Origin of the sequence: Pyrinomonas sp., from assembly GCF_040289685.1 — a bacterium.
Taxonomy (GTDB): Bacteria; Acidobacteriota; Blastocatellia; order Pyrinomonadales; family Pyrinomonadaceae; genus Pyrinomonas.
In genome coordinates this window covers 1-6,323 of record NZ_PSLQ01000105.1, presented here as the reverse complement: position 1 = coordinate 6,323, position 6,323 = coordinate 1, and the positions used below count along the sequence as shown (strand labels likewise).

Below are 6,323 nucleotides of genomic sequence, written 5' to 3'. Positions count from 1 at the left end.
TTCCCACAGTTGAAAGCGATGGGAGAGAGCGCTTGCTTGACTCGCTGCGCGGCATCAAGCGTCGCCAGCAAGTCCGCGTCGGGTTCCATGAGGATCGTGACCGTTCGCTGAATTTCCGTCACGCTCGCATTATCATATGATGGAAAGGAGCGTGCGCCGCCTCCTCCCTAGGGCTGACGGCGCGTTCTGGAGGTGGACGAAGCCTGAGGAAAAGAGCGAGCTATTGATATGAAAGACTTCAACGGCCAAAGACCGAAAGACGCGAAAGTTCACCGACGCCGCCGCACCGCCGAATCAACTCGCTCTCGACAAATCACTGCGCCCAAAACGACGCCTCAATCGGCGCGCGAAAGAGAGGCATCATGGGCGAAGCGACCTACATTTCACGCGACGAAGATTTCACGCGACAAAGATTAGGCTCATGCTCGGACCGTGATCCGAACATGAGCCGCAATGGATCGTCAACCTGTATCATGAGCCGGGATCTTTCCCGCACTCCAAAGCCACGAGGCTCGTCCGACTTCCAGCTTGGAACGTCCGCTTTTTTTCAAGGCAACCGCCGTTCCACAGAACCCGCCGCTGATTTTTCTTCAATTTACGAGCATTTCGACCCTCCTCGACCGTCGTTTTTCCAAAAAAATGGATGAGGGTTATCCATTTTTTTGGATTTTTCGATTTCTCGGATTCCGCGACCGGTTCTGGCGAGCGATTTGGAGAGGTATGACAGAGGTCTTCTTGAACGCGAACCCGCGTGCTCTTGTACCCCAACGTAAGTTTTGCGACGAGAGTTATGCGGTGCGAGTCATAAAGTCATTAAAGTTATTTAGAGACCATCTCGACAGAAGAGTCGGCGCGCAAAAACGCGCAAGGCATAAACTTTTTAGAAGTCGACTTCCCCGGCCACGCGGTGGGAGACAGGATTTGCTTCAGACAAGTTCTTTGAACGGCGCGCGAGATGGAGTGCCGCGAACTCTAAAAAAACCTTGACCACGTGGAGCGTCAGTCAGATAATTTCGCGCATCGCGGTTTCGCCCTAAGTTTCAGCTTTCAGTATTTGGCCTTGGAGGGTACGTCGCTGACTAGAAGATTGGTCGCAGAAGGCTGTTCTATTTGATTAGGAGGTGCCTATGAAACAGAAGTCCATCTTTGCCTTGCTCCTGTTCCTGCTGTTTGCGTCCTTGGCTGTAGCGCAAACCAGCACATCGCGCATCAGCGGCACAGTCACCGATGCCACCGGGGCAGTCGTTCCCGGCGCTACGGTGACGGCCAAAAACGAGGCGACCGGCGTCGCCTACACGCAGCAAACGACCGATGCCGGACTGTACGCTTTCCCCTCTCTGCCCGTCGGCAACTACACGATCACGGTCGAAAAACAAGGTTTTAAAACCTTTACTCGAACGAATAACGTGCTTGAGGTGGATACTCCGCTGACGGTTGATGTCGTACTTACGCCAGGCGACGTATCAGAAGTTGTCACGGTACAGGCTGGGGTCGAGCAGCTTCAAACGTCGAACGCTGCCATCGGAAACGTCGTTGAGCAGAGGGCAATCGAGCAGTTGCCGCTCAATGGGCGAAACCCGCTGACGCTGATCACGCTCGAGCCGGGCGTTGTGCAACGCTCGGCGGGGGCTGGTTCGAACACGATCAGCGTCAACGGGTCGCGTGACCGCGCCTTCAACATCACCATCGACGGCATCGAAGCGAACGAAGCGAGCGTGCCGACGGCGACGAACAACATCTTTCGTCTCAATCCTGACAGCATACGCGAATACAAGGTAACGACCAACAACGCAACCGCCGAAGAAGGGCGCAACAGCGGCGCTTCGATCTCGATCGCCACGCGCAGCGGCGGGAACGACCTTCACGGCACTCTCTTCTATTTCTTCCGCAACGAGGCGTTGAACTCCAAAGAGTTCTTCGCCAATGCACAAGGCACACCCAAGCGGCTCGTGCGGCTGAATCAATTCGGCGGCGAGGCGAGTGGTCCGATTCGGCGCGACAAGACCTTCTTTTTCGGCAGTTACCAAGGGAATCAGATTTACACCACGCAGCCGATCGATACCTCCTTTGGCGTGCCCATCGTCTACTCGCCAACGGCGCTGCAAGGCATCTTCCGCTACTTCGTGGTCGATCCCAACGTGCCGTTCTTCATCGACGGACAGAGGATCACACAGAACAGCCCGCTGCTCGTCGATCCGCGCACTGGGCAACTACGACCCGAAGTTCCGCTTTGCAGCGCAACGCGGACGACCAACTGCGTGGCAAGCTACGATATCTTCGCCAATGACCCGCGACGCAAAGGGTTCGACCCCGTGGTCGCATCGCTCCTGCGTTCGTTCCCAGCACCGAACACGTACGCGGCAGTCAGCAGCGGGATCGACGGGCTGAACACGGGCGGATACGTTTGGAATCCGCCGACCTCGTTCAAAGGTCCTGCCATCACAGCGCGCATCGATCACACTTTTGATGAGAATAACAGCCTGTTCGCGCGCTACCTGTTCTCCGACTACAACACGCTTAAAGGCGATCCGCTGAACGGGCGCCCACAAGTCTTCCCGGGCTTTCCGCCCTTGGGCGAAGTCTATCGTCGCGCACATAATTTCGCGCTCGGTTACCGGCGCGTCATCAATCCGCGCATCGTCAATGAGATGACCATCGGCTTTGCGCGTTTCGCCTTTCTGTTCACGCAGGGCGAAGCGAATCCGGCCTTCCCGAACGTTCCGCCCTACAATTTTCCGGGCATCAGCGCGCCGTTCAACAACACGCCGCGCACCTATCGCGCGTTGACGACGCCGCAGTTTCTCGACAACCTGAGCATCGTCAGCGGTGCACATCTTTTCCGCTTCGGCGTGAACATGCGCTTTTACCGCCACGTCGATCAACGCGGCCAACCAGGCGGCATCAACGTCACGCCGGCTATCTTTTTCAGCGGCTCGACCCGTACTCCTGCTGGTTTCGCCAATCTGCCACAGACGACGACCATGACGCGGCCCGGCATCAGCAGCACCGACAATGCTTTTCTCCAAAACACGATCAACACGCTGCTCGGCATCCCATCGCAGATCAGACAGCGGTTCTTAGGCGATCTCAACGTTGATGCCTATCTCCCGTTCAAAGTGGGCGACAAGGTCACGCTGCAGGGCGTCAAGCACGTTATGAACCAATACAACTTCTATGGTCAGGACGAGTGGAAGATTCGTCCAAACCTAACCTTTAACTACGGCGTGAGAATCGAAATCAATCCGGCACCTTCGTCCGGCAAAGGGCGGACTTTCGTCCCAAGCACGCCGATCACGGGAACGCCTGGTCCGGCTAACCCAGCGGTTGGGCAACCCGGCGCTGTCACCTTTGTTGCTGCCGATCGTTGGTACGATCGCACCAACGTAACCATCGGCCCGCGGCTCGGACTGGCGTGGAGCCCGGACTGGAAGAACGGCTTGCTGCGTTCGCTCTTCGGAACCAACGGTCGCAGCGTCATCCGCATAGGCTACGGACTCGCTTACGATCCCGTTGCGACTTTCATGGTGACGTCGGTCTCCGGCTCCGTGCCTGGGCTGATCGCCACCTGCTCGACAACCTTCCGCACCGTCAACAACGCGACGCAGGCGTCAAGCACGCCAGGTTGCGCCGTCGCCCCTGATCTGCGACTCGGCGAAGGGTTCCCAACGGAATTGCCGCCGCCGAGCATTAAGCCATCGACCTTTTTGACGCCGCCGCTGCTGCTCTATCCTGACGCGCCGCCGCTCGTCATGTTCGACCCGCAACTGAAGCAGCCGACGGTGCACCAATGGAGCTTAAGCCTTCAGCGCGAGTTACCCGGCGGGTTCGTCGTTCAAGCGGCTTACGTTGGACGGCGCGGCACGCGACTGTTCCGTTCCTATGACATCAATCAGATCGATGCGGCACCGATCCTCTCTTCTTTCCTCATCATGCGCGACAACGTCAACAAAGGCTGTCTGCCCAATGGAACTGGATGCCCGGCGGGCGTAACCGGGGTGACGCCACCGATCGCTAACGTCCCCGGCATCACGGCTTCGTTTCTAAACGGCAGAAGCGTTAGCACGGAGCTGGGGCGCAACGGCGCAGGAGCCTTTGCTGAACTCGTCGAAGGGCAAACGCTCGCTTTGAAGCTTCGGCCTAACCAGCAGTTTGGGCGCATCACATACATCGATGCGGGAGGCGATTCCTATTATCATGGCGCGCAGTTCACCGTCCGGCGGCGATTCGCGCAAGGTCTGGGGATGAACTTGGCTTACACCTTCGCCAAATCGATCGACAATGGTTCGCTCGATCCAGTTGGCGCAGCTTCGGGCGGCGGATTGTCGATTACCACTGCGCGTGCGCCAGTTGACGCGCGTAACTTCCGACTCGAACGTGGCCGCTCCGATTTCGACCGTCGTCACGTCTTCAACGTCGCCTCCGTTTGGGATCTCCCCATTGGTCGCGGCCAACGCTTCTTCAGCAACTCCCGCGGATGGATCAACCAACTGATCGGCGGCTGGAGCATCAACACGATCTTCACAGCGATGTCAGGCGAGCCGTTCAGCGTCACGAGCGGGGCGCGCACCTCGAACAACGCGCATGTGTCGCGTGCCGACGTGATCGCGCCCGTTCGAGCGCGTCTGCGTCAGGTGCCCAACATCATCGGTCCCGTCCTCTTCACCGATGAAGAGAAACAGCGCGCTTTCCGCGTGCCTGAACCTGGGCAAAATGGCGCCGGGCGCAACATCTTCACCGCTTCGGCTTATTGGAACCTTGACCTCGGCATCGTCAAAGTCTTCAGCTTCACGGAACGAGTGCGACTGCAGTTTCGCACTGAAATGTTCAATGCCCTAAACCACGCCAACTTCGATAACCCGCGCGATGCGAGCGTCGGCTCGCCGAGCATCCTCTCGCCAGTCTTCGCGCAAACTTGCTGCGCTGCCGTCTCGCCGCCTTCGACACAAACCATCATCCAGACTGGTGAGACCGGGCGCGTCATTCAGTTCGCGCTTAAGCTACAGTGGTAACGCTCGGGACAAGGAGCGGAAGGGGAGAGTCCCCTTCCGCTCCCTTGACACGCGCTTGTAACCGAGCTCAAAGACCACGCTTCCGGAGCTACTCCGACGCGGTCCCTATTCTTATCTGTTCGGCCTTCTGAACCTGCGTTCAAAACCGAATTTTAAACTGCGCTTTCTTCTCGTATCGGAGAGCGCAAATGTCTGCGCTGGTCGAGTTTCGAAGAGAGGTCCAGAGCGCCCTGCGCAAGCGAGCGCTGGATTTTAGAGGCAGAAGAACCAAAAGGCGGATAAGCGTGCTTCGGCGGACGACGCGAGATACCGCCAGCGCGTCGTGAGGCACGGCGAAACATGCTGGGCGAACGAAATCTTGCCGAGACGATGTGCTTTTGCACGACCTCGGTGCTCTGCGAAGACGGAGAAGATCTAATGCTCTATTGCGACGTCTTTGAACGGCGAAGGAGAAGCACAGCGAGGCCACTGAGCGTCAACGTGACGGCGGCCGAAAGCAAGCAGTATTCGCAGAAGGCGCGCAAGATGAAGGCTTGTAAGTAGAGGAGCCAAAGCGTCACGCCGAGCATGGCGAAGACGAGCGCGAACAGGGGCCGACGCGCCGTTTCGTAGCCAAAAGCGGCTAACGTCGCCAAGCTGAAGACCGAGAAGTAAGCGACGGCGCCGATGGCCGCCAGCGGCACGGAGCCGATCTTCGCGTACTCGCTTCCGAGCACGGCGGAACAGCCAGCAAGCACCGTGCAACGCGCCGTGCGCCCTGAAAGATGCTCCACCGTCAAATAAACGGCATCGCCAAGACCAACGAGCGAGACCATCGCCATGAGGGCCAACAATCGCGCGGTTGTGGATCGTCGAGCTTCCGCTAGCGAGTTGTTCAAAGCCTCTCCCTCCATCCTTTCAAGCGACGAGCTTGCGTGCGCCCTCCGTTGCGTCCAGGAGCGCAAAGAGATCTGTCTCTTGACGCTTTCCGTGTGACGTCCTCCCCTCAATAAATTGAGGGGCATCCCCAAAGGAATGGACGCGAGGATAAAGCCTCGCGCTTCGGTTCAGCGACGCCGTGCCATCCCAGAAGGAACGACACGACCGCGGGCCGCGCCACACGGCCACTACTCCCCTTCACGGAAGATACCTGATACGCCCTTTCGTAGATGTTCAGGGCACCGTTGACATCTGCCTGTGCCTTCCAACCACAGGAGCACACATACAAACCCCGGTGTTTCCGGTTGGATGCCTTGACCTTCCCGCAGGCGTGGCAGGTAATGGACGTGCTCTTCTCATCGACGTCGTCTCGCACCAGAATTCCAGCCAGTGCTC

General features: G+C 58.2%; 3 protein-coding genes. 1 reads left to right on the top strand and 2 read right to left on the bottom strand.

The window, feature by feature from the left end; translation table 11 throughout:
- Positions 1-1,127 precede the first annotated feature (1,127 nt).
- Entirely contained in the window at positions 1,128-5,009 is a 3,882-nt protein-coding gene (locus C4334_RS14270; RefSeq protein ID WP_352432758.1) for a TonB-dependent receptor, read from the top strand.
- 422 nt (positions 5,010-5,431) lie between these two features.
- On the opposite strand, the gene C4334_RS14265 is transcribed toward C4334_RS14270, so the two are convergent.
- Positions 5,432-5,887: a vitamin K epoxide reductase family protein gene (locus C4334_RS14265; RefSeq protein WP_352432757.1), complete on the bottom strand. Its 456-nt coding sequence runs from the start codon at positions 5,885-5,887 to the stop codon at positions 5,432-5,434.
- A gap of 107 nt (positions 5,888-5,994) precedes the next feature.
- On the bottom strand, positions 5,995-6,303 hold the full coding sequence (locus tag C4334_RS14260) for a zinc ribbon domain-containing protein (RefSeq protein ID WP_352432759.1): 309 nt from the start codon (positions 6,301-6,303) through the stop codon (positions 5,995-5,997).
- Positions 6,304-6,323: the final 20 nt, after the last annotated feature.